At 61.3% G+C, this 22365-nt stretch carries 21 protein-coding genes; 19 read left to right on the forward strand and 2 right to left on the reverse strand.

Features of this window, described 5'->3' with window-relative positions:
- Positions 1 to 3: 3 nt before the first annotated feature.
- From ispC to AC07VL_RS09880, 10 genes are all read left to right on the forward strand, one after another.
- Positions 4 to 1188 carry a 1-deoxy-D-xylulose-5-phosphate reductoisomerase gene (ispC, locus tag AC07VL_RS09835; RefSeq protein ID WP_494805665.1) on the forward strand — a complete coding sequence of 395 codons (1185 nt, stop codon included), beginning with the start codon at positions 4 to 6 and terminating at the stop codon, positions 1186 to 1188.
- Positions 1185 to 2546 (forward strand): RIP metalloprotease RseP, encoded by a 1362-nt coding sequence (gene rseP / locus AC07VL_RS09840; protein WP_494805666.1) that lies wholly within the window; start codon positions 1185 to 1187, stop codon positions 2544 to 2546. The genes ispC and rseP overlap by 4 nt, the downstream gene beginning before the upstream one ends.
- An 82-nt stretch (positions 2547 to 2628) precedes the next feature.
- Complete coding sequence (gene bamA / locus AC07VL_RS09845) at positions 2629 to 4965, forward strand: outer membrane protein assembly factor BamA (RefSeq protein ID WP_494805667.1); 2337 nt, start codon at positions 2629 to 2631, stop codon at positions 4963 to 4965.
- Between the two features lie 52 nt (positions 4966 to 5017).
- Complete coding sequence (locus AC07VL_RS09850; RefSeq protein WP_290602399.1) at positions 5018 to 5536, forward strand: OmpH/Skp family outer membrane protein; 519 nt, start codon at positions 5018 to 5020, stop codon at positions 5534 to 5536.
- A gap of 150 nt (positions 5537 to 5686) precedes the next feature.
- Positions 5687 to 6742, forward strand: coding sequence for a UDP-3-O-(3-hydroxymyristoyl)glucosamine N-acyltransferase (lpxD, locus tag AC07VL_RS09855; RefSeq protein ID WP_494805668.1), 1056 nt, complete (start codon positions 5687 to 5689; stop codon positions 6740 to 6742).
- Positions 6739 to 7233 carry a 3-hydroxyacyl-ACP dehydratase FabZ gene (fabZ, locus tag AC07VL_RS09860; protein WP_290602396.1) on the forward strand — a complete coding sequence of 165 codons (495 nt, stop codon included), beginning with the start codon at positions 6739 to 6741 and terminating at the stop codon, positions 7231 to 7233. The genes lpxD and fabZ overlap by 4 nt, the downstream gene beginning before the upstream one ends.
- A complete protein-coding gene (gene lpxA, locus AC07VL_RS09865; RefSeq protein ID WP_494805669.1) occupies positions 7233 to 8024 on the forward strand; it encodes an acyl-ACP--UDP-N-acetylglucosamine O-acyltransferase in 792 nt (263 codons plus the stop codon). The genes fabZ and lpxA overlap by 1 nt, the downstream gene beginning before the upstream one ends.
- Positions 8008 to 9183, forward strand: coding sequence for a lipid-A-disaccharide synthase (gene lpxB, locus AC07VL_RS09870; RefSeq protein ID WP_494805670.1), 1176 nt, complete (start codon positions 8008 to 8010; stop codon positions 9181 to 9183). The genes lpxA and lpxB overlap by 17 nt, the downstream gene beginning before the upstream one ends.
- 37 nt (positions 9184 to 9220) lie before the next feature.
- Positions 9221 to 9859, forward strand: a complete 639-nt coding sequence (rnhB, locus tag AC07VL_RS09875) for a ribonuclease HII (protein ID WP_494805671.1) — start codon at positions 9221 to 9223, stop codon at positions 9857 to 9859.
- Positions 9856 to 10641, forward strand: coding sequence for a TrmH family RNA methyltransferase (locus tag AC07VL_RS09880; RefSeq protein ID WP_494805672.1), 786 nt, complete (start codon positions 9856 to 9858; stop codon positions 10639 to 10641). Before rnhB ends, AC07VL_RS09880 begins: the two co-directional genes overlap by 4 nt.
- 67 nt (positions 10642 to 10708) lie before the next feature.
- Here AC07VL_RS09880 and ppsR read toward each other — a convergent pair whose 3' ends face one another.
- A complete protein-coding gene (gene ppsR, locus AC07VL_RS09885) occupies positions 10709 to 11557 on the reverse strand; it encodes a posphoenolpyruvate synthetase regulatory kinase/phosphorylase PpsR (RefSeq protein WP_494805673.1) in 849 nt (282 codons plus the stop codon).
- Positions 11558 to 11709: 152 nt separating this feature from the next.
- Here ppsR and ppsA point away from each other — a divergent pair, with 152 nt between their 5' ends.
- The 5 genes from ppsA to AC07VL_RS09910 all read left to right on the forward strand — a co-directional run bounded on the left by ppsA (position 11710) and on the right by AC07VL_RS09910 (position 17301).
- The gene (ppsA, locus tag AC07VL_RS09890; RefSeq protein WP_290602386.1) at positions 11710 to 14139 is read left to right on the forward strand and encodes a phosphoenolpyruvate synthase; all 2430 of its coding nucleotides are present in this window, start codon (positions 11710 to 11712) and stop codon (positions 14137 to 14139) included.
- Between the two features lie 167 nt (positions 14140 to 14306).
- The gene (locus tag AC07VL_RS09895; RefSeq protein WP_131378634.1) at positions 14307 to 14804 is read left to right on the forward strand and encodes a Dps family protein; all 498 of its coding nucleotides are present in this window, start codon (positions 14307 to 14309) and stop codon (positions 14802 to 14804) included.
- 175 nt (positions 14805 to 14979) lie between these two features.
- Entirely contained in the window at positions 14980 to 15396 is a 417-nt protein-coding gene (locus tag AC07VL_RS09900; RefSeq protein WP_100872737.1) for an NfeD family protein, read from the forward strand.
- Positions 15397 to 15411: 15 nt separating this feature from the next.
- A complete protein-coding gene (locus AC07VL_RS09905; protein WP_494805674.1) occupies positions 15412 to 16356 on the forward strand; it encodes an SPFH domain-containing protein in 945 nt (314 codons plus the stop codon).
- A 636-nt stretch (positions 16357 to 16992) separates the two neighbouring features.
- On the forward strand, positions 16993 to 17301 hold the full coding sequence (locus AC07VL_RS09910) for an H-NS histone family protein (RefSeq protein ID WP_290602382.1): 309 nt from the start codon (positions 16993 to 16995) through the stop codon (positions 17299 to 17301).
- Between the two features lie 285 nt (positions 17302 to 17586).
- Here the strand turns inward: AC07VL_RS09910 and smpB are convergent, their stop codons facing one another.
- Positions 17587 to 18036 carry an SsrA-binding protein SmpB gene (gene smpB, locus AC07VL_RS09915; protein WP_092804361.1) on the reverse strand — a complete coding sequence of 150 codons (450 nt, stop codon included), beginning with the start codon at positions 18034 to 18036 and terminating at the stop codon, positions 17587 to 17589.
- A 93-nt stretch (positions 18037 to 18129) separates the two neighbouring features.
- On the opposite strand from smpB, the gene AC07VL_RS09920 reads away from it, so the two are divergent.
- From AC07VL_RS09920 to guaA, 4 genes are all read left to right on the forward strand, one after another.
- Entirely contained in the window at positions 18130 to 18561 is a 432-nt protein-coding gene (locus tag AC07VL_RS09920; RefSeq protein WP_494805675.1) for a type II toxin-antitoxin system RatA family toxin, read from the forward strand.
- The gene (locus AC07VL_RS09925; RefSeq protein ID WP_494805676.1) at positions 18554 to 18850 is read left to right on the forward strand and encodes an RnfH family protein; all 297 of its coding nucleotides are present in this window, start codon (positions 18554 to 18556) and stop codon (positions 18848 to 18850) included. Before AC07VL_RS09920 ends, AC07VL_RS09925 begins: the two co-directional genes overlap by 8 nt.
- 135 nt (positions 18851 to 18985) lie before the next feature.
- Complete coding sequence (gene guaB / locus AC07VL_RS09930; protein ID WP_086137751.1) at positions 18986 to 20446, forward strand: IMP dehydrogenase; 1461 nt, start codon at positions 18986 to 18988, stop codon at positions 20444 to 20446.
- A gap of 66 nt (positions 20447 to 20512) precedes the next feature.
- Positions 20513 to 22123, forward strand: a complete 1611-nt coding sequence (guaA, locus tag AC07VL_RS09935) for a glutamine-hydrolyzing GMP synthase (RefSeq protein ID WP_092804375.1) — start codon at positions 20513 to 20515, stop codon at positions 22121 to 22123.
- Positions 22124 to 22365 lie beyond the last annotated feature (242 nt).

Genomic DNA, 22365 nt, shown 5'->3' on the forward strand with positions numbered 1-22365 from the left:
TTCATGCAATACATTACCATCCTTGGCGCGACCGGTTCGATCGGGGTGTCCACCCTGGACGTGCTCGCCCGTCATCCGGAGCAATACAGCGTGTATGCGCTGAGCGCCCATACCCGCGTGGCCGAGCTGGCCGCCCAGTGCCTGCAGTTCCATCCGCAGCGCGCCGTCGTCGCCACGGCTGACGCCGCCCTTGAGCTGACGCGTTTGCTGCGCGGGCAGGGCGTCGATACGCAGGTCGAGTACGGCGAGGAAGCCTTGTGCGCCATCGCCAGCGCGCCGCAGGTGACGGGCGTGATGGCAGCCATCGTCGGCGCCGCCGGCCTGGCGCCCACCCTGGCGGCTGCCCGTGCCGGCAAGAAAGTATTGCTGGCCAATAAAGAAGCGCTGGTCATGTCCGGCCAGCTGTTCATCGATGCCGTGCACGACAACGGTGCCGTGCTGCTGCCCATCGACAGCGAACACAATGCCATCTTCCAGTGCATGCCGCACGCCCACGGCCGCGCGCCGGGCGCCGCCGGCGTGGCGAAGATCGTGCTGACGGCCTCCGGTGGTCCCTTCCTCACGCGCGACGTCGAGACCCTGGACCAGGTGACGCCGGACCAGGCCTGCAAGCATCCGACCTGGGCCATGGGACGCAAGATTTCCGTCGATTCGGCCACCATGATGAACAAGGGCCTGGAAGTGATCGAGGCGCACTGGCTGTTCGGCGCCCCTGCCGAGCAGATCGAGGTGCTGATCCATCCGCAAAGCGTGATCCATTCCATGGTGTCGTACATCGACGGCTCCGTGCTGGCCCAGCTGGGCAACCCGGACATGCGCACGCCCATCGCCCATGCGCTGGCGTATCCCCAGCGTATCGCTTCCGGCGTGGCGCAGCTTGACCTGGCGCAAGTGGCGACCCTGCAGTTCGAGCGTCCCGACTTCCGCCGCTTCCCCTGCCTGGCGCTGGCGTTCGACGCCCTGCGCGCGGGCGGCACGGCGCCGGCCCTGCTGAACGCGGCCAATGAAGTGGCCGTGCAAGCCTTCCTCGACGAGCAGATCGGCTTCCGCCAGATCGACCGCGTCATCGCCCACGTCATCGAGACGGTGCCGCATGGCGCCGCTTCCAGCATCGAGGCCGTGATGGAGCAGGACCGCCTGGCCCGCGCGGCGGCACGCGCCTATATCGCGCACAGGCTGGCCGCATGACCCTGATTACCACCTTGCTGGCGTTTATCGTCGCGCTGGGCTCGCTGGTCACGCTGCATGAGCTGGGCCACTATCTGGTGGCGCGCGCCTGCGGCGTGAAGGTGCTGCGCTTTTCCATCGGCATGGGAAAAGTCGTGTATTCGCGCAGGTTTGGCAAGGATCAGACGGAATGGGCGATTTCCGCGTTGCCGCTGGGCGGCTATGTGAGCATGCTCGACAGCCGCGCGCAGGACGTGAGCGGCTTGCCGGAAAGCGAATTGCGCCGTGAATTCACGCGCCAGAGCGTCTGGCGCCGCATCGCCATCGTCGCCGCCGGCCCGCTGGCCAATTTCCTCGTCGCCATCGCCCTGTACGCGGGCCTGTTCATGCATGGCATCGAAGAGCCATCGAGCAAGCTGGGCCCCGTTGCCGAGCAGACCGCTGCCTATGCGGCCGGCCTGCGCAGCGGCGACACCGTCGAGTCCGTGAATGGCAAGGCCGTGGCCAGCTGGTCCGAGCTGCGCTGGGAACTGATCCAGGCCACCCTCGACAAGCAGACCGCCCGCATCGACGTGCGCCGTCCCGACCGTGGCATGCAGGAAGCCATCCTGCCGACGGCCGGCCTGACGGAAGCGGATCTGGAAGGCGACGTGCTGGGCAAGCTGGGCCTGACGCTGGCCCGTTCGGCCCCCACCATGATGGAAATCCTGCCCGGCGGCGCCGCGGCGCGCGCCGGCTTGCAGAAGGGCGACGAGATCCTCGCCATCGATGGCCAGCCCGTACAGGACGTGGGCGCCATCATCGATACCCTCAGCCGGGCGCCGGGACGCACCCTGCAATTGCAGCTGCTGCGCCATGGACAGGACCTGACCGTGCCCATCACGCCGGAAGCCGTGCCGGGCGCGGGAGCAGAGGGAGCTGTAACAGTTGGTAAGATCCAGGCGAAGCTGGGACAGGTGCCGGATATGATCAGCGTGGCCTCCGGACCGTTCTCTGCCGTGGGCAAGGCCTCTGCCAAGGTGTGGGATACCAGTGTCATGAGCCTGAAAATGCTGGGTAAAATGATCACTGGCCAGGTGTCGCTGAAGAATGTAACTGGCCCGATTACCATCGCCGATTATGCGGGCCAGACGGCGCGCACCGGCCTGGTAAGCTACCTGAGCTTCATTGCCTTCATCAGTATCAGTCTGGGCGTGATGAATTTGCTACCCATTCCTGTTCTGGATGGCGGGCATTTGCTGTATTATTCGCTGGAAGTTTTGACCGGACGCCCCTTGCCGGAACGCGTAGGCGAGATTGCCCAACGCCTGGGGATCGGTTTGTTGCTGACCTTGATGGTGCTTGCCGTCTTTAATGACGTATTGCGGCTGATCAATTAATGCGATGGCGGATGCCATTGCATAAGTCGCACAAGCAGTCTTTTGTGTATGTTGTCCATTGATTTACCATTGAATAACCCCAATGAAATTACATTCTGCTCGTTTTGCCTTGCCATCCTTTCGCCGCAGCCTGATTGGCGCTGCCGTCATGGCCTTCTGTGCCGGCCACGCGCTGGCCGTCCAGCCATTCACTGTCAAGGACATCCGGGTCGAAGGGATCCAGCGTACTGAAGCGGGCACCGTGTTTGCCTACCTGCCGGTGCGGGTCGGCGAGACGTTCTCCGACGAGAAGAGTATCGCCGCCATCAAGGCGCTGTACGCGACGGGCATGTTCAAGGATGTGCGCCTGGAAGTCGATGGCGATGTGCTGGTGGTGCTGGTCGAGGAACGCCCGGCCATCGCGTCGGTGGAATTTACCGGTACCAAGGAATTTGAAAAAGACGTGCTGGTCAAGGCGCTGAAGGAAATCGGCGTCGGCGAAGCCAAGATTTTCGACAAGGCGTCCGTCGACCGCGCGGAGCAGGAACTCAAGCGCCAGTACCTGTCGCATGGCCTGTACGGCGTGAAGATCACCACCACCGTCACGCCGATCGAGCGTAACCGCGTCAATGTGGTGTTCGCCGTCGACGAGGGCGACGTGGCCCGCATCAAGCAGATCAACATCGTCGGCAACAAGGCCTTCTCGGACAAGGAGCTGCGTGAGCAGCTGGCCCTGAACACGGGCGGCTGGTTCAGCTGGTACACCAAGGCGGACCAGTATTCGAAGACCAAGCTGACGGGCGATATCGAATCGCTCAAGTCCTTCTACCTCGATCGCGGCTATATCGAGATGCAGGTCGATTCGACCCAGGTCTCCATCACGCCCGACAAAAAAGACATCTACCTGACGATCAACATCACCGAAGGCGAGAAATACAAGGTCTCCGGCACCAAGTTCGAAGGCGAGATGTTCGGCCGCGAAGAAGAGCTCAAGGCCCTGAACCTGATGCGCGACGGCGACATCTACTCGGGCGCGCGCCTGACGGCGACGAACAAGCGCATCCAGGACCGCCTGGCCACGTTCGGCTACGCCTTTGCCAACGTCAACGCCAATCCCGAGATCAACCGCGAAAAACATGAAGTGGCGTTTACCTTTTTCATCGATCCGGGCAAGCGCGTCTACGTGCGCCACATGAACATCGCCGGCAACACCACCACGCGCGATGAAGTCATCCGCCGCGAATTCCGCCAGTTCGAGTCGTCCTGGTACGACAGCAACAAGATCAAGCTGTCGCGCGACCGCGTCGACCGCCTGGGCTACTTCAAGGACGTGACCATCGACACGCCGGAAGCGCAGGGCACGACCGACCAGGTCGACGTCAACGTGACGGTGGTGGAAAAGCCGACGGGTAACTTCCTGATCGGCGGCGCGTTTTCGCAATCGGAAAAATTCACCCTGTCGGCCTCGATTTCGCAGGCCAACTTTGCCGGCAGCGGCAACACGGTCGGTATCGAACTCAATACCAGCCACTACAGCCGCACCATTGCGTTTTCGCAAACCAATCCGTATTACACGGACGACGGCATCTCGCGCAGCTTCGAAGTGTACCTGCGCACGACGGAACCGCCGGCGCTGAACATCGGCAGCTACAAGATCAAGCAGACGGGCGGCCGCGTCAGTTTCGGCGTGCCGTTCTCGGAAGTCGACACCATCTTCTTCGGCATCGGCGCCGAGCGTTCGCGCATCGAGACCGATATCACCAGCCCGGTGCGCTTCAAGCAGTACGTGATCGACAACGGCGGCCCGTCGGACGGCATCGGTTCGGCCACCACGAATTCCATCCCGCTGACGGCGGCATGGCAGCGCGACAGCCGCGACAGCGCCCTGACGCCATCGGTCGGCCGCTACCAGCGCGTCAACCTGGAGGCTGACCTGATCGGCGACCAGAAATACTTCCGCGCCATCTATGAGCACCAGTATTTCCGTCCGCTGTTCAGCAAGGTCACCCTGGCGCTGAAGGGCGAGATCGATTACGGCCACGGCATCGGCAACCACGTGTATCCCGTCTTCAAGAACTTCTACGGCGGCGGCATCGGTTCCGTGCGCGGCTACCTGAGTTCCTCGCTGGGCGCGGTCGAGCCGAGCACCAACGATGCGCTCGGCGGTGCTTCGCGCCTGATCGGCAACGCGGAATTGCAGATGCCATTCCCCGGTTCAGGCAATGACCGCAGCCTGCGCTGGTTCGGTTTCCTTGACGGCGGCCAGGTCTACCAGGAAGGCGAAAAGATGCGCATCTCGCAATTGCGCTATTCTGCTGGCTTGGGGATCAGCTGGATTTCACCGGTGGGCCCGCTCAAGCTGAGCTATGCCAAGCCGCTGAACGCCAAGCCGACGGACCGCCTGGAGCGCTTCCAGTTCCAGATGGGTACCGGTTTCTGACCGGCCCCATTCGAACCGGGCGCCAGCTTTCACTTTTTGACCATGGAGTATCATGAACACCGCATCCGCTACCCTGCCCAAGACCCTTGCCGCGATCGCATTGTGCTGGAGTTCGCTGTTGCCGGTGCAGGCGCAGGCTCAGGAGTCGAAGATCGCCTGGATCAGCAGCGAACGTATTTATAACGAATCGAGGCTGGCCAAGCTGGCCAGCGCCAAGCTGGCCGAGGAGTTCCGCTCGCGTGAAAAGGCCGTGCAGGAACTGGCGGCCCGTTTCAAGGTCGCCAACGAGGCCCTGGAAAAGGATATGCCGACCCTGAGCGAGGCGGAGCGCGCCAAGCGCCAGCGCGAGTTTTTCGAGCTGGACAAGGAATTGCAGCGCCGCCAGCGCGAATTCCGCGAAGACCTGAGCCAGCGCACGAATGAAGAGCGCAGCGCCATCGCGGAAAAAGCCAACACCATCATCCAGCAGATGGCGCATATCGAAGGCTACGACATCGTGCTGCAAGAGGCCCTGTGGGCCAGCCCGCGCATCGACATTACCGACAAGGTCTTGAAGGCGCTGGACAAGTAACAGTACGGTTTTCACGCCTGACAGTGCCGTAGCGAGCGGATGTGAGTTGTGGTTGGGAAGCGCAGCTGTGCGCATGCACAGTGAGCATCGGAGACCGCAAATCGCGCCGCGCAATTGGCAGTGGCAGGCGTTTTTATAAGGGTTTCATAGATGGGCACTCGACTAGGAGAATTGGTCGAACGCTTCGGCGGGCAGTTGGCGGGCGATCCGAACCTGGAAGTCACAGGAATCGCACCGCTGGCCGACGCCGGCGCTTCGCACATCAGCTTTCTCAGCAATAGCAAATTCCGCGCGCAGGCGGCCCAGAGCGGCGCCGCGGCGCTGATACTCACGCCGGCCGACGACGCGCTGATCGGCTTTGATTATGCCGGCGCGCGCATCGTCACCCCGAATCCCTATGTGTATTTCGCGCGCGCGGCGCAGTTTTTCGCCGCCCTGCATGAAATCAGGGCGCCGGCCGGCATCCACCCGAGCGCCTTTGTCGACGCCGGCGCGCAGGTGGACGCCAGCGCCTCCATCGGCCCGCATGCGGTGATCGAGGCGGGCGCCGTGATCGGCGCCGGCTGCATCATCGGTCCCGGCTGCGTGGTGGGCCGCGATGCCGTCATCGGCGCCGGCACCCAGCTGTTCGCCAACGTGACGTTCCACGCGCGCTGCGTGATCGGCCAGCGCGGCATCCTCCATTCGGGCGCCGTGATCGGCACCGACGGATTCGGTTTCGCCAACGAAGGCGGCGTCTACATCAAGATACCGCAGACGGGCAGGGTGGTGATCGGTGACGATGTCGATATCGGCGCCAACACCACCATCGACCGTGGCGCACTGGCCGACACCATCATCGAAGATGGCGTCAAGCTGGATAACCAGATCCAGATCGGCCACAACTGCCATATCGGCGCGCACACGGCCATGGCCGGCTGCGTCGGCGTGGCGGGCAGCGCCATCATCGGCAAATACTGCACCTTTGGCGGCGCCGCCATGGTGCTGGGCCATCTGACGATCGCCGACCGCGTCCACATCGGTTCGGGCAGCATGGTCTCGCGCTCAATCGCGGAACCGGGCCAGTACACGGGTTTTTATCCGCTGGCCAAGAACGCCGACTGGGAAAAGAGCGCCGCCATCGTGCGCAACCTGTCAAGCATGCGCGAGAAAATCCGCACGCTTGAAAAAACAATTAAAACACTGACCACGCAAGACGAAAAATGACTACTGAAAAAAAGACCCTCGACATCCTGGCCATCAAATCGCTGCTGCCGCACCGCTATCCGCTGCTGCTGGTGGACCGCGTGCTGGACTGGGAAGCGAACAAGACCATCACCGCCATCAAGAACGTGACGGTCAACGAAGAGTTCTTCCAGGGCCACTTCCCGCACAAGCCGGTCATGCCGGGCGTACTGATGATCGAAGCGCTGGCGCAGACGGCGGCCCTGCTGTCGTTCCTGTCGATGGGCGTGAAACCGGATGAAAACTCGGTGGTGTACTTTGTCGGCATCGACAATGCGCGCTTCAAGCGTCCCGTGGAACCGGGCGACCAGCTGAAGATGGACGTGGAAATCCTGCGCGTTTCGCGCGGCATCTGGAAATACAAGGCAGTCGGCTCGGTCGACGGCAAGGTGGCGCTGGAAGCCGAACTGATGTGCACCATCCGCAGCGCGCAGGATGCGAGCCAGTCCGCGAGCCATCCAGCGGGGCAGTAATGGCGGCCATCCACTCCACGGCAGTCATCGATCCGAAGGCCGAGCTGGACAGCTCGGTCGAGGTGGGGCCGTACTCCATCATCGGCCCGCACGTGCGCATAGCCGCCGGCACGAAGGTCGGCCCGCACGTGGTGATCGACGGTCATACGACGATAGGCAGCGACAACCACCTGTTCCAGTTTTCGTCCATCGGCGCGCAGCCGCAGGATAAAAAATGGTCGGGCGAGGCGACGCGCCTGGAAATCGGCGACCGCAACACCATCCGCGAGTTCTGCACCTTCAACACCGGCACGGTGCAGGGCGGCGGCGTGACGCGCCTGGGCAATGACAACTGGATCTCGGCGTATGTCCACCTGGCGCATGATTGCCTGGTAGGCAATAACACGATTTTCTCGAACAATGCCCAACTGGCGGGCCACGTGGAAATCGGCGACTGGGTCATCATGAGCGGCTTCGCCAACGTGCACCAGTTCTGCAAGATTGGCGCGCATGCCTTCGTCGGCATGAGCACCAGCCTGACGCAGGACGTGCCGCCGTTCGTGCTCCTGAGCGGCAATCCGGCGCAGGCGCACGGCGTCAATATCGAGGGCTTGAAACGCCGCGGCTTTACGCGCGAGCAGATCAACGGCATCCGTGCCGCGTATAAACTGATCTACCGCTCGGGCCTGACCCTCGACGAGGCCAAGGCGGCCCTGTTCGAAGAAGAGCAGGCGTCCTCTCCCGAGGTGGCGGAACACATTCGCGCCATGCGCGAATTCCTTGGCGTGGCGTCGCGTGGCATCGTCCGCTGACCTGGCCAGCGGCCTGTCGGTCGCCATCGTCGCCGGCGAGGTGTCGGGCGACCTGCTGGCCAGCCGGCTGCTGTCCGGCCTCGTGCCGCAGCTGCCCGGCGCCCGTTTCCACGGCATCGGCGGCGAGCACATGGCCAGGCAGGGTTTTGTCTCCGACTGGCCGCTCGACAAGCTGACTGTGCGCGGCCTGTTCGAGATCATTCCCCGTTACCGCGAAATCAAGGGCATCCAGAACGCGCTGCGCGACCAGCTGCTGGCCGAGCGGCCCGCCGTCTTCATCGGCGCCGACTACCCGGGCTTCAACCTGGGACTGGAACAGCAGCTCAAGGAAGGCGGCATCCCCACCGTGCACTACATCGGGCCGCAGATCTGGGCCTGGCGCGGTGGCCGCATCAAGAAGATCATCAAGGCCGTCTCGCACATGCTGGTGATCTTCCCGTTCGAGGAAGAGATTTACCGCAAGGCGGGCGTGCCCGTCACCTACGTCGGCCATCCGCTGGCGGAAATGATCCCGCTGCAGCCCGACGAGGCGGCCGCGCGCCGCATCCTGGGCCTGCCCGAGGACGCGAACGTGGTGACCCTGATGCCGGGCAGCCGCATGGGCGAACTCAAATACAACACGGCGGCGTTCGTCGGCGCCTGCAAGCTGCTGCTGGCGCGCGACCGCTCCTTGCGCTTCGTCGCCCCCATGGCGGGCGAGAAGCAGCGCCAGTACTTTTTGCAGCTGATTGCGGAAGCCGGCTTGCAGGACGTCGAGATCCTGCTCACCGACGGCGGCTCGCACACGGCCATCTGCGCCGCCGATGCGGTGCTGGTGGCGTCCGGTACGGCGTCGCTGGAAGTGGCGCTGTACAAGAAGCCCATGGTCATCGCCTACAGGATGATGCGCGCCTCGTGGGAAATCATGCGCCACATGGGCTACCAGCCGTGGATAGGCTTGCCCAATATCCTCGCGCGCGACTACCTGGTGCCCGAGCTGCTGCAGAATGCGGCCAGCCCGCAGGCGCTGGCCGACGCCATGTGGCAGCAGCTGAGCGACGTACCGGGCCGTCTGCGCCTGGTGCAGCGCTTCACGGACATGCATCACAGCCTGTTGCGCGACAGCGCCCGGGAGAGTGCGAATGCGGTCATGCAGGTCATCGCCGCCAACCGCAAGTAAGCACCGTTTCAACTGCAGTTCCTGACAAAGATCCAACGTGAAAAATATCTATCCCGGCCTGTTTGACGACTTGCCATTCTCGCCCGACGACATCGTCTGCGGCGTCGACGAGGCAGGGCGCGGTCCGCTGGCCGGCCCCGTCTTCGCCGCCGCCGTGATCCTCGACCCGAACCAGCCCATCGACGGCTTGCGCGACTCGAAAAAACTCACGGAAGCCAAGCGCGACCTGCTGGCGCCGCAGATCAAGGCCAAGGCCCTGGCCTGGGCCATCGCCGAAGCGTCGGAAGAGGAAATCGACCGCCTGAACATCCTGCAGGCGTCCATGCTGGCCATGCGCCGCGCCGTCGAGGCGCTGGCCACCGTGCCGACCCTGGCCCTGATCGACGGCAACCGCTGCCCCGTGATGCCGGTGCGCGGCATGGCCATCATCGGCGGCGACGACAAGGTCGATGCGATTTCCGCCGCCTCCATCCTGGCCAAGACGGCGCGCGACGCCGCCCTCGTGCAGCTGCACGCGGCCTATCCCGAATACTGCTTTGACCAGCACAAGGGCTACGGCACCAAGCTGCACCTGGAGCGCCTGCACCTGCATGGCGCCTCGCCCGTGCACCGCCGCTCGTTCGCCCCCGTGCGCAACGTGATCGCCCTGTTCGGCGCGCAGGAGGTGGTGGCATGAAGACGATTACCTCGCGCGACAACGCGCAATACAAGGAGCTGCTGAAGCTGGCGGGCAGTTCGCAGGCGCGCCGCAAGTCGGGCCGCACCCTGCTCGACGGCGTGCACCTGTGCCTGTCGTACCTGCAGCTGCGCGGCATGCCGGAGCAGTGCATCGTCAGCGAAAGCGCCTTGCAGAACGCGGAAGTGATGGACATCGTGGGCCAGCTGGAAAGCCAGCGCGCGCACGTGCTGGGCTTGCCCGACGCGCTGTACCACGCCGTGAGCCAGGTGGAACACGGCGTGGGCGTGATGTTCCTCATCGAGACGCCGGAACGGGCCGTCACGGCGCCTGTCAGCGTGTCGGCCGTGCTGCTCGATAACCTGCAGGACCCGGGCAACGTGGGCTCCATCCTGCGCAGCGCGGCGGCGGCGGGCATCACGCAGGTGTACTGCAGCGCCGGCACGGCCTTCTGCTGGTCGCCGAAGGTGCTGCGCGCGGCCATGGGCGCGCACTTCGTGCTCGATATCTTTGAAAACGTCGATCTGGCGGCGCTGGTCGCCAGTGCCAAGGTGGCGACCCTGGCCACCAGCGGCTACGCCACCCAGCGCCTGTACGACGTCGACCTGCGCCAGCCCGTGGCCTGGCTGTTCGGCCATGAAGGGCAGGGCGTCGCCGACGACCTGCTGTCGATGGCGACGCACCAGGTGGTCATTCCCCATCTGGGCCAGGTCGAATCGCTGAACGTGGCCGCCTGCGCTGCCGTATGCTTTTTCGAGCAGGTGCGCCAGGGCCTAGCGTAGGCGCCAGGGCCGCAGATGCAAAAAACGGGGCCGCCAGGGCCCCGTTTTCGCATCCTGCGCCGGCGAATCAGTATTCGCGGCGGTTCGGCTTGATCTCCTGCAGGATCGTCGTGGAGATTTCCTCGATCGATTTGGTGGTGGAGGACAGCCAGCGGATGCCTTCGCGTTTCATCATCTTTTCCGCCTCGTTGACCTCGTAGCGGCAGTTTTCAATGGCCGCATACTTGCTGCCAGCCCGTCTTTCGTTGCGTATTTCCGACAAACGTTCGGGCGTAATGCTCAATCCGAAAATTTTATTCTTAAATTCCAGTAGGGCCGATGGCAGCTTCTCGCGCTCGAAATCGTCGGGAATCAGCGGGTAGTTGGCCGCCTTGATGCCATATTGCATCGCCAGATACAGGCTGGTCGGGGTCTTGCCAGAGCGGGAAACACCCACCAGAATGACATCGGCCGATGACAGGTTCTTGTGCGACTGCCCGTCGTCATGCGCCAGCGAATAGTTGATCGCCTCGATGCGGTTTTTGTACTCCTCGCTGTCGACGATATTGTGCGAGCGGCCGATGGTGTGAGTGGACATCACGCCCAGTTCCTGCTCCAGCGGGGCGACGAAGGTCTGGATCAGGTCCATGTGCATGCCGCTGGACTTGCGGATCACGGCCGACAAATCGCTTTTCACCAGGGTCGAGAAGATGATGGGCTTCTGGCCATCTGCGGCGAAGGCTTCATTGATCTTGCGCGCCGCCTCGTAGGCCTTGTCCATGGTGTCGATGAAGGGCAGGCGGATCTGGCGGAAACGCAGTTCGAACTGCGTCAGCACCGAGTGGCCGAAAGTCTCGGCGGTGATGCCGGTGCCGTCCGAAACAAAGAAAACGGTGCGGGCCGCGGAGGGCAGAGGGGGGCGTGGTTCTTGTGTCATGGGTCTTCGGATCAAGATTGTGCGTCGTCAATTTGCGCCGCACAAGGTAAAATGGCTGTAACGGTATGATTGTGCTGCACGACGCCAAGAATAACAAGAAGACTGTCTGTGCGCCTCGCGTAAAGATTTCTATCATCAGTAAGGGTGTCATTATGACCAACGCAGTATCGCAGGAGAAAGACAAGGACGCGGTGTACGTCGCCTCGTTCGAGCATTTGCGCATGACGGATGTCGAATCCGTCGGCGGCAAGAACGCCTCCCTGGGCGAAATGATCAGCCAGCTGGCGGAAGCCGGCGTGCGCGTGCCCGGTGGCTTTGCCACCACGGCGCAGGCTTTCCGCGACTTCCTGTCGTATAGCGCGAATGGCGGCCTGCCGCTGGCCGAACGCATCGCCCAGCGCCTGGAAGGCCTGGACATCGACGACGTGCGCGCGCTGGCGCAAGCCGGTGCCGAGATCCGTCAATGGATCGTCGAAACCCCGTTCCAGCCACGCCTGGCCGCCGAAATCGACCAGTTCTACGCCAAGCTGGTAGCCGACTCCGATACGGAAATGTCGTTTGCCGTGCGTTCCTCGGCGACGGCGGAAGACTTGCCGGACGCGTCTTTTGCTGGCCAGCAAGAAACCTTCCTGAACGTGGTCGGCATCGACAACGTGCTCGAAGCCATGAAACAGGTGTTCGCCTCGCTGTACAACGACCGCGCCATCTCCTACCGCGTGCACAAGGGCTTTACCCACGCGGAAGTGGCCCTGTCCGCCGGCGTGCAGCGCATGGTGCGTTCCGACCTGGGCGCCGCCGGCGTGATGTTCACCATCGACACGGAATCGGGCTTCAAGGACGTGGTCTTTGTCACCTCCAGCTATGGCCTGGGTGAGACCGTGGTGCAGGGCGCCGTCAATCCCGACGAATTCTACGTGCACAAGCCGATGCTGGAGAAGGGCAAGTCGCCTGTGATCCGCCGCAATATCGGCTCGAAGCTGCTGAAGATGGAATTCACGAACGAAGCCAAAGCCGGCCGTTCCGTGAAAACCGTCGACGTGCCCGTCGAAATGCGCAACCGCTACTCGCTGAACGACAGCGAAGTGGTGGAACTGGCAAAATACGCCGTCATCATCGAGAACCACTACGGCCGTCCGATGGACATCGAGTGGGGCAAGGATGGCCGCGACGGCAAGCTGTACATCCTGCAAGCGCGTCCCGAGACCGTCAAGTCGCAGCAGAAGGCGACCGACGTGCAGGAACGCTTCAAGCTGAAAAGCACGGGCACCGTGCTGACCTCCGGCCGCGCCATCGGCCAGAAGATCGGCGCCGGCCCCGTGCGCGTGATTCACGACCCGGCCGACATGGAGCGCGTGCAGCCAGGCGACGTGCTCGTTGCCGACATGACGGACCCGAACTGGGAACCGGTCATGAAGCGCGCGTCGGCCATCGTCACCAACCGTGGCGGCCGTACTTGCCACGCAGCAATTATTGCCCGTGAACTCGGCGTTCCTGCCGTCGTCGGCTGCGGCGACGCGACCGACGTGCTGAAGGATGGCACGTTTGTCACCGTGGTGTGTTCCGAAGGCGACGAAGGCAAGATCTATGATGGTTTGCTGGAAACGGAAGTGTCGGAAGTGTCGCGCGGCGAATTGCCGAAGCTCGATACCAAGATCATGCTCAACGTGGGCAATCCGCAGCTGGCGTTCGATTTCCAGTCCGTGCCGAACGCCGGCGTGGGCCTGGCGCGCCTGGAATTCATCATCAATAACAATATTGGTGTGCATCCGCGCGCGATCCTGGAATACCCGAACATCGATGCCGACCTGAAAAAGGCCGTGGAATCGGTGGCGCGCGGCCACGCTTCGCCAAAGGCTTTCTACATCGACAAGCTGGCCGAAGGCATCGCCACCATCGCCGCCGCGTTCTGGCCGAAAAAGGTCATCGTGCGCCTGTCCGACTTCAAGTCGAACGAGTACAAGAAGCTGATCGGCGGTTCGCGCTACGAGCCGGACGAGGAAAACCCGATGCTGGGCTTCCGCGGCGCGGCGCGCTACCTGTCGGCCGACTTCTCCGAAGCGTTCAACATGGAATGCGAAGCGATGAAGCGCGTGCGCAATGACATGGGCCTGACGAACGTGGAAATCATGGTGCCATTCGTGCGTACCCTGGGCCAGGCCGAGAAAGTCATCGACCTGCTGGCGAAAAACGGCTTGAAGCGGGGCGAAAACGACCTGCGCGTCATCATGATGTGCGAAGTGCCGTCGAATGCCATCCTGGCCGACCAGTTCCTCGACCATTTCGACGGCTTCTCGATCGGCTCGAACGACCTGACCCAGTTGACCCTGGGCCTGGACCGCGATTCCGGCATGGAATTGCTGGCCGCCGACTTCGACGAGCGCGATCCTGCCGTGAAAGCCCTGCTGGCCCTGGCCATCAAGGCTTGCCTGGCACGCGGCAAGTACATCGGCATCTGCGGCCAGGGTCCTTCCGACCATCCGGACTTCGCCGTCTGGCTGATGGAGCAGGGCATCGAATCGATGTCCCTGAATCCCGACTCGGTGATCGACACCTGGCAGAAGCTGGCTGCGCTGAAAGCGTAAGCGTCTTTCGCACTTCCTGAAAAAACCCGCTGCCGGTCCCTGGCAGCGGGTTTTTTTTATGCGCCGTCACCTGCATCAAGTCCACGGCGGATGGCGCACGCGCGTGAATGATGAGGTAGCGCAAGATCAGCTAAAATGATTCCACCAACACATTGACGGGAGTTCATATGGCAAGCAAGAAACCGACCAAAGCTGCAAAGATCGACATCGGCATTTCGGAAGCGGACCGCGCGAAGATCGCGGAAGGCCTGTCCGGCCTGCTGGCCGACAGCTACACTTTGTACCTGATGACCCACAATTTCCACTGGAACGTCAAGGGGCCGATGTTCAACACCCTACACCTGATGTTCATGACCCAGTACACGGAACAGTGGGGCGCGCTGGACCTGATCGCCGAGCGCATCCGCGCCCTCGGCTACCCGGCGCCGGGTACCTACAAGGAATTCGTCAAGCTGGCCTCGATCAAGGAAATCGACGGCGTGCCGCCGGCGCTGGAGATGGTCAGCCACCTGGTGGCGGCGCAGGAAGCGACGGCGCGCACGGCGCGCCGCCTGTTCCCGCTGCTGGAAAAGGCCAATGACCAGCCGACGGCCGACCTGATCACGCAGCGCCTGGACCTGCATGAAAAGACCGCGTGGATGCTGCGCAGCCTGCTGGAGGAATAAACGCCTGGCCCGGCGCTAATTCGCCCCTGGCCTATTGACGCCATCAGGAATTGCGTTAGACTGCTTGTATATAGGTGTGTGGCAAGAATAATATCAGGCAGTACTGCGCATCAAACCCCGTCGCTTATATAGGCTGCGGGGTTTTTTATTTTCGGATTTAAAAGATGGAGGCATCATGGCTGAATGGGTAGGCTGGTTTGTGGCCGCTGGCGCGGTATTGATCCTGGAATTGTTTACTGGTACGTTTTATCTGCTGATGATTGCCATCGGCATCAGTGCGGGCGGATTGGTGGCGCTGGCGGGCGGAAATGGCAGCTGGCAGGCCGTGACGGCCGCCATTGTCGGCGTAGCGGCTACCTTGTTATTGCGGCGCAGCCGCTTTGGCAAGGCGGCGCGGCGCGATGCGGCCCAGGATCCGAATGTGAATCTCGATATCGGCCAAAGCGTGGCCGTGGCGCATTGGGTCGATGGCGCGGCGCGCGTCATGTATCGCGGCGCCTTGTGGGATGTGGAATTGATACCCGGCAGCGATACGCAGGCCGGTCATTACACCATACGTGCCGTGCGTGGCAGCCGTTTGATTGTTGGATAACCTGGAGAGTAGATTATGGAAGTAAGCATCGGAAGCGTGTCGCTGATCTTGTTATTGCTGGCATTGGTATTTGTCTTCAAGACGGTCAATGTGGTGCCGCAGCAGCATGCCTGGGTGGTGGAGCGGCTGGGTAAATTCCACGCGGTCCTGGGGCCTGGCTTGAATATCGTCGTGCCTTTTGTTGACCGCATCGCTTACAAGCACGTGCTCAAGGAAATTCCCCTCGATGTACCGCCGCAGGTGTGCATTACGCGCGATAACACCCAATTGCAGGTGGATGGGATTCTGTATTTCCAGATCACCGATGCCATGCGCGCCTCATATGGCTCGTCGAATTACATTGCGGCCATTACGCAGCTGGCGCAGACCACTTTGCGTTCCGTCATCGGCAAGATGGAGCTCGACAAGACATTTGAAGAACGCGACCATATCAATACGGCCATCGTGAATGCCATCGATGAATCGGCCGCCAATTGGGGCGTCAAGGTATTACGCTATGAAATCAAGGATTTGACGCCGCCGAAGGAAATCCTGCATGCCATGCAGGCGCAAATCACGGCGGAACGCGAAAAGCGCGCCCTGATCGCCGCCTCGGAAGGGCGCAAGCAGGAGCAGATCAATATCGCCAGCGGCGAGCGTGAAGCCGCCATTGCCCGCTCGGAAGGCGAGAAGCAGGCCTCCATCAATCGCGCCGAAGGGCAGGCTACGGCCATCGTAGCCCTGGCGCAAGCCAGTGCCGAGGCCCTGCGCCAGGTAGGCGCCGCCATCCGCGAGCCGGGCGGCGAAGATGCGGTCAACCTGAAAGTTGCTGAGCAGTATGTGAATGCGTTTGCGCAACTGGCAAAAACGAATAATTCGATTATCGTGCCCGCCAACCTGGGCGACATGAGCGGTCTGATCGCGACGGCGATGCAGGTGGTCAAAAGCCAGAAGCCGAAAAGCGGCGTGGCGATTCCCTGAGTTTCCAGCCTGACTAGTCAATTAATAGTAAGTCCGCAGTAAGTTCGCCGCATCGCTGTCGATATGCCGCCCGCCTGAAATGGTGGGCGGTTTGCATTTGTACCCTGGCAATATCCGTGGACGGCAGGGTGTTTGAATGGATGAGTGGCTGGATACTCTTCATGCTATGCTGCAGCTACTCTCCGTATTATGTGCTGCGGTGCCGTGCTTATTACGGTTTTCGATTAAAGTGGAGGCCTGCGGGCATGCCGGGCAGGTATCGCACTTATATCCGTTTGCCTGCGCTGGCTTTTGCCGGCAAAGGAACGGTAATCGATGATAGTATTGCTCCCGGCTGTATTTTGAATTGTCATTTGCAATTACTATAAATTGCAATGAAACAAAAAGTGCTGCAAAATAAATGCCGTGCATGTCCCGTATCGCATTCACCTAAGCAGGGAGTATATGCAAACTATCCTGTCGCTGTGCCCGCTCCAGAATTGGGAGTGGGATCGTCTCATGGCCGTGGAACGTAGGTTTTTTGCTAAAAGAATTGTAAAAAACAATCAAATTTCAAGAAAAATCACCTGAGTCGCGTTACAATTGGATAGAATTTAACTGTTCAGTTATATTTTTCAACTCATACAAGGAAATATCATGGATCTGTCCAGCTTATCCCTGTCCGAACTGCGCACGCTGCAGGACGACATCAAGAAGCAGATGAAAAAACGCGAACAGGACGACCTGTCCAAGGCGCGCGAGCAAATCCTGGCGATTGCACAAAGCGTCGGCGTTTCGGTAAAAGACCTCGTTGGTACCGGTATCCGCGCTAAAACCGGCGCTGTTGCTGTACGTTATCGCAATCCCGATGATCCGACGCAGCAATGGACTGGCCGTGGCCGTCAACCGAAATGGGTCAAGGAGTGGACCGATTCGGGCAAGTCGCGTGATCTGCTGAAGGTGTAATCTACCCCTTCATTCGGATGCTTGTCCTGCGTGGTAGTGCAGGTGGTATACAAAGCAGCATGCAAGCATCCGGAACTTTCCATTTATTCGTCGTCGCCGGCCTGATTTCTTCCCGCTTATCTTCATGGTATTTTGAATAATACCAATTTCTTCTTCTGCCTTTTTTTGTATCATCCTCCCGTTACGCCCCATTACATTGTTTTTTATTTTCCGCCTGCCAGTCGTAATTGGTAAAAGAAAACCCGGCATATAGCCGGGCCTGTTGTCGCGAAATGCCTTGCCGTATCAACGGCGGTGCGTCTTCATTGCCGCCTGTACTTCGCGCGCGCCATCGCGATCGCGTTCGGCGGCCCGCTTGTCGTGCTGCTTCTTGCCTTTTGCCAGGCCGATCTCGCATTTCACGCGGCCGCCCTTGAAATGCAGGTTGAGCGGGACCAGGGTATAGCCGGAACGTTCCACCTTGCCGATCAGTTTGTCGATTTCCGCGCGGTGCAGCAGCAGCTTGCGCGTGCGCACGGCTTCCGGGTGGATATGCGTGGAGGCGGTCGGCAAGGCGCTGATGTGCGCGCCGAACAGGAATAGCTCGTCGCCGCGGACGACGACGTAGGCTTCCTTGATTTGCACGCGGGCGTCACGGATGGCTTTGACTTCCCAGCCTTCCAGGGCGATACCCGCTTCGTAGCGATCCTCGATAAAGTAGTCGTGGAATGCTTTTCTGTTGTCTGCTATGGTCATGAGATGGTAAATGTGCGCGGGTCGGTTAAACTACTGTCTCGCGCAAGCGCGATAAAATCAAATGTATCCAACATCATAGCAAATGGTTCTTCAATGGCAGTAGTACATAAATCAGTTTTTCTCGGCTACAGCGCCGAACAAATGTTCGCGCTGGTGGCGGCGGTGGAGGATTATCCCAAATTCCTGCCCTGGTGCGGTGCGGTCGAGATACGCGAGCGGGGCGAGAACACGGTCGTCGCCAGTGTGGGCATACAGTACCACGGCGTGCGCCAAAGCTTCACCACCTCCAACGAGAACACGCCTTTCAGCGCCATCAAGATGAAGCTGGTGGACGGTCCTTTCAAGACCCTCGATGGCGTGTGGACTTTCAAGGCCCTGCGCGAGGATGCCTGCAAGATCGAACTGGACCTGCATTACGAGTTTTCCAGCCGCGTGCTGGAGCAGATCATCGGCCCCGTCTTCGGCATGATCGCCAACAGCATGGTCGATTCCTTTTGCAAGCGCGCGGAGACCGTGTATGGCTGACGCCGGCATCCAGGTGCAGGTCTGCCACGCCTTGCCCGACAGCAGCTTCCTGCGTGCCTTGACGGTGCCTGCGGGCACGACTATCCAGCAGGCGCTCGAGCAGAGCGGCTTGCTGCAGGAAATGCCCGGCATCGACCTGGCCGTGAATCTGGTCGGCATCTATGGCAAGCGCAAACCGCTCGACACGGTCTTGCGCGCGCATGACCGCATCGAGGTGTACCGCCCCCTGCAGGCGGACCCGAAAGAGGCGCGCCGCCGCCGCGCGGGCAACAAGCCCGCCAAGGCCTAGGCGGAGCAGGGCGGCAACGCCCCGCCCGCCGCTCCTGGCCTGATTTTTTTGCTATTTCCAAATATCTTTTCTATGCTGCAAGGACGGAGGGCGCTTTTTTCTGTATAATCTGCTTTTGCGCCAATAGGAAATGCTATGCGTCTACTTCAAAAAGCACTCACATTCGATGACGTGCTGCTCGTCCCAGCCTACTCCAACGTTCTGCCCGCCGATACGTCCCTCAAGACTCGCCTGACCCGCAACATCACCCTGAATATTCCCTTGCTGTCCGCAGCCATGGACACGGTGACGGAAGCCCGCCTGGCGATCGCGATGGCCCAGGAAGGCGGCATCGGCATCATCCACAAGAATTTGAATCCGAAGGACCAGGCACGTGAAGTGGCCCGTGTAAAACGTTTCGAAGCTGGCGTGCTGCGCGATCCGATCACGATTCCGCCGGACATGAAAATCCGCGACGTGATCGCGCTGACGGAACAATACGGCATCAGCGGTTTCCCTGTCGTCAAGGGCAAGGAAGTGGTCGGCATCATCACCAACCGCGACTTGCGTTTTGAGCAGGAACTCGACGCGGAAGCCTCCGCCAAGATGACCCCGCGCGAAAAACTCGTCGTCGTCAAAGAAGACGCCGATACGGCCGAAGCCAAGCGCCTGATGAACAAGCACCGTCTCGAGCGCGTGCTGGTCGTCAATGACGCTTTCGAACTGCGCGGCTTGATCACCGTCAAGGATATCCAGAAATCGACTTCCCACCCGTTCGCATCGAAAGATAGCCAGGGCAAGCTGCTGGTCGGCGCTGCCGTCGGTGTAGGCGCCAAGGATGAAGAGCGTATCGACCTGCTGGTCGCTGCCGGTGTCGACGTGCTGGTGGTCGACACGGCCCACGGCCACTCCCAGGGCATCCTGGACCGCGTGAAGTGGATCAAGACCAAGTATCCGCAAGTGGAAGTGATTGGCGGCAATATCGCCACCGCCGCTGCCGCCAAGGCGCTGGTGGAATACGGCGCCGATGCCGTCAAGGTCGGCATCGGCCCTGGCTCCATCTGCACCACGCGTATCGTCGCCGGTGTGGGCGTGCCGCAAATCACGGCCATCTCGAACGTGGCCGAAGCGCTGGAAGGCACGGGCGTGCCATGTATCGCCGACGGCGGTATCCGCTTCTCCGGCGATATCTCGAAAGCGCTGGCCGCTGGCGCCTCGACCGTCATGATGGGTTCCATGTTTGCCGGTACGGAAGAAGCACCGGGCGAAGTGATCCTGTACCAGGGCCGCAGCTACAAATCGTACCGCGGCATGGGTTCGCTGGGCGCGATGTCCGATGGTTCGGCTGACCGCTATTTCCAGGACGCCACCATGAAAGCCGACAAGTTCGTGCCGGAAGGTATCGAAGGCCGCGTCGCCTACAAGGGCAGCGTGCTGGCGATCATCTTCCAGCTGGTGGGCGGCGTGCGTCAATCGATGGGTTACTGCGGTTGCGCCACCATCGACGAACTGCGCGAAAAGGCGGAATTCGTGGAAATCACCTCGGCCGGCATGCGCGAGTCGCATGTCCATGATGTGCAGATCACGAAAGAAGCCCCTAACTACCGTTCAGAGTAATTAGCGACAGACCAGACCGGCGCCTAGTGCGCCGGTTTTGTAATGACCTCAGATAAAGTCCCCATCATGCATTCTAAAATCCTCATTCTCGATTTCGGTTCCCAAGTCACCCAGTTGATCGCCCGCCGCGTGCGCGATTCCGGCGTGTTTTCCGAAGTCTTCCCGTATGACGTCAGCGACGAATTCGTGCGCAACTATGGCGCGGCCGGCGTGATCCTGTCGGGCAGCCACAATTCCACGTTGGATGGCGACTCGCCGCGCGCGCCGCAGGCCGTGTTCGAGCTGGGCGTGCCCGTGCTGGGCATCTGCTACGGCATGCAAACCATGGCGGCCCAGCTGGGCGGCAAGGTGGAAAACGGCCTGGTACGCGAATTCGGTTACGCCGAAGTGCGCGCCCGCAGCCACACCAAGTTGCTCAACGGCATCGCCGACTTCGTCACGGACGAAGGCCACGGCATGCTGAAAGTATGGATGAGCCATGGCGACAAGGTGCTGGAAATGCCACCAGGCTTCAAGCTGATGGGCAACACCCCGAGCTGCCCGATCGCCGCCATGGCCGACGAAGAGCGTCAGTTCTACGGCGTGCAATTCCACCCGGAAGTGACGCACACGGTGCAGGGCAAGGCCATCATCGGCCGTTTCGTGCATGAAATCTGCGGCTGCAAGTCGGACTGGAACATGCCCGACTACATCAGCGAAGCGGTGGAAAAAATCCGTGCGCAAGTGGGCACGGACGAAGTCATCCTGGGCCTGTCCGGCGGCGTCGATTCGTCCGTGGCCGCTGCCCTGATCCACCGCGCCATCGGCGACCAGCTGACCTGCGTCTTCGTCGACCACGGCCTGCTGCGCCTGGACGAAGGCAAGATGGTGATGGACATGTTCGCCAAGAACCTGGGCGTGAAAGTCATCCGCATCGACGCGGAAGACCAGTTCATGGGGCACCTGGCCGGCGTTGCCGACCCGGAGCAAAAGCGCAAGATCATCGGCCGCGAATTCGTCGAAGTCTTCCAGGTCGAGTCGGGCAAGCTGGTGAACGCCAAGTGGCTGGCGCAAGGCACGATTTACCCGGACGTGATCGAATCGGCCGGTAAAGGCAAGAAGGGCCAGACCATCAAGAGCCACCACAACGTGGGCGGCTTGCCGGACACCATGAAGCTCAAATTGCTGGAGCCGCTGCGCGAACTGTTCAAGGACGAAGTGCGCAAGCTGGGCGTGGCCCTGGGTTTGCCGCATGACATGGTTTACCGTCACCCATTCCCGGGCCCGGGCCTGGGCGTGCGCATCCTCGGCGAAGTCAAGAAGGAATTTGCCGACCTGCTGCGCCGCGCCGACGCCATCTTCATCGAAGAGCTGCGCAACACGCCGTACGAATTCGTTGCCGGCCAGGCCGTCGACCCGGACGCTCTGCCAGCGAACTGGTACGAGGCGACCAGCCAGGCCTTCGCCGTCTTCCTGCCCGTCAAGTCGGTGGGCGTGATGGGCGATGGCCGCACCTACGAATACGTGGTAGCCCTGCGCGCCGTGCAGACGCAGGACTTCATGACAGCCCACTGGGCGCACCTGCCGCACAGCCTGCTGGGCAAGGTCTCCAACCGCATCATCAACGAAGTGCGCGGCATCAACCGTGTCGTCTACGACATCTCGGGCAAGCCGCCGGCGACCATCGAGTGGGAGTGAAATCAGGTCCTTCGGGGGCTATCGCCGACTATCGAAAAGACGATGTAACGTATTGATTTTAAAGAAAATACGTCACGGGAGCTATCGATAGCTATCGCCGGCCAGCGGAACAGGTTGGCGGTAGAAGTGGCGGTAAGAACCGGAGGTCGGATTAAGACCTTCCCGTTTACTATCCAGACCAAACCGGTCTTTGACGGTAAATGTCTCCTCGGGAAAGCTTGTTTTATGCGGCTTTCCCGGCA

The organism is Janthinobacterium sp. GW821-FHT03C08, assembly GCF_059420905.1.

Bases quoted from the DNA above. Each gene is read 5' to 3' on its own strand.
- ispC (WP_494805665.1), top strand. From the start codon at position 4: ATGCAATACATTACCATCCTTGGCGCGACCGGTTCGATCGGGGTGTCC.
- rseP (WP_494805666.1), top strand. From the start codon at position 1,185: ATGACCCTGATTACCACCTTGCTGGCGTTTATCGTCGCGCTGGGCTCG.
- bamA (WP_494805667.1), top strand. From the start codon at position 2,629: ATGAAATTACATTCTGCTCGTTTTGCCTTGCCATCCTTTCGCCGCAGC.
- AC07VL_RS09850 (WP_290602399.1), top strand. From the start codon at position 5,018: ATGAACACCGCATCCGCTACCCTGCCCAAGACCCTTGCCGCGATCGCA.
- lpxD (WP_494805668.1), top strand. From the start codon at position 5,687: ATGGGCACTCGACTAGGAGAATTGGTCGAACGCTTCGGCGGGCAGTTG.
- fabZ (WP_290602396.1), top strand. From the start codon at position 6,739: ATGACTACTGAAAAAAAGACCCTCGACATCCTGGCCATCAAATCGCTG.
- lpxA (WP_494805669.1), top strand. From the start codon at position 7,233: ATGGCGGCCATCCACTCCACGGCAGTCATCGATCCGAAGGCCGAGCTG.
- AC07VL_RS09880 (WP_494805672.1), top strand. From the start codon at position 9,856: ATGAAGACGATTACCTCGCGCGACAACGCGCAATACAAGGAGCTGCTG.
- ppsR (WP_494805673.1), bottom strand. From the start codon at position 11,557: ATGACACAAGAACCACGCCCCCCTCTGCCCTCCGCGGCCCGCACCGTT.
- ppsA (WP_290602386.1), top strand. From the start codon at position 11,710: ATGACCAACGCAGTATCGCAGGAGAAAGACAAGGACGCGGTGTACGTC.
- AC07VL_RS09895 (WP_131378634.1), top strand. From the start codon at position 14,307: ATGGCAAGCAAGAAACCGACCAAAGCTGCAAAGATCGACATCGGCATT.
- AC07VL_RS09900 (WP_100872737.1), top strand. From the start codon at position 14,980: ATGGCTGAATGGGTAGGCTGGTTTGTGGCCGCTGGCGCGGTATTGATC.
- AC07VL_RS09905 (WP_494805674.1), top strand. From the start codon at position 15,412: ATGGAAGTAAGCATCGGAAGCGTGTCGCTGATCTTGTTATTGCTGGCA.
- AC07VL_RS09910 (WP_290602382.1), top strand. From the start codon at position 16,993: ATGGATCTGTCCAGCTTATCCCTGTCCGAACTGCGCACGCTGCAGGAC.
- smpB (WP_092804361.1), bottom strand. From the start codon at position 18,036: ATGACCATAGCAGACAACAGAAAAGCATTCCACGACTACTTTATCGAG.
- AC07VL_RS09920 (WP_494805675.1), top strand. From the start codon at position 18,130: ATGGCAGTAGTACATAAATCAGTTTTTCTCGGCTACAGCGCCGAACAA.
- AC07VL_RS09925 (WP_494805676.1), top strand. From the start codon at position 18,554: ATGGCTGACGCCGGCATCCAGGTGCAGGTCTGCCACGCCTTGCCCGAC.
- guaB (WP_086137751.1), top strand. From the start codon at position 18,986: ATGCGTCTACTTCAAAAAGCACTCACATTCGATGACGTGCTGCTCGTC.
- guaA (WP_092804375.1), top strand. From the start codon at position 20,513: ATGCATTCTAAAATCCTCATTCTCGATTTCGGTTCCCAAGTCACCCAG.